1 rRNA gene is annotated in these 397 nt (G+C 52.9%); it reads left to right on the top strand.

The features are described from left to right. Positions 1-3: 3 nt before the first annotated feature. Positions 4-397: ribosomal RNA gene (locus tag G9G57_RS25330) — 23S ribosomal RNA — on the top strand; the annotation flags it as partial.

The following is a 397-nucleotide window of genomic DNA, read 5'->3' as shown; positions in this document are numbered from 1 at the left end:
CTAGGTTAAGCTACAAAGAGCACACGGAGGATGCCTAGGCGCCAGGAGCCGACGAAGGACGTGGCGAACAACGATAAGGCCTCGGGGAGCTGTAAGCAAGCTTTGATCCGGGGATGTCCGAATGGGGAAACCCGGCTGTCTTCATCGACAGTCACTACTCACTGAATTCATAGGTGAGTGAGAGGCAGACCAGGGGAACTGAAACATCTAAGTACCCTGAGGAAGAGAAAACAATAGTGATTCCGTCAGTAGCGGCGAGCGAACGCGGATTAGCCCAAACCAAGGAGCTTGCTCCTTGGGGTTGTGGGACGTCTCACATGGAGTTACAAAGGAACCGGTTAGATGAAGAGGTCTGGAAAGGCCCGCCAGAGAAGGTAAAAGCCCTGTAGTTCAAAAC

Origin of the sequence: Paenibacillus sp. EKM211P (genome assembly GCF_011066175.1) — a bacterium.
In the GTDB taxonomy this organism is placed as follows: Bacteria; Bacillota; Bacilli; order Paenibacillales; family Paenibacillaceae; genus Paenibacillus; species Paenibacillus polymyxa.
This window is presented reverse-complemented; position numbering and strand designations above follow the sequence as displayed.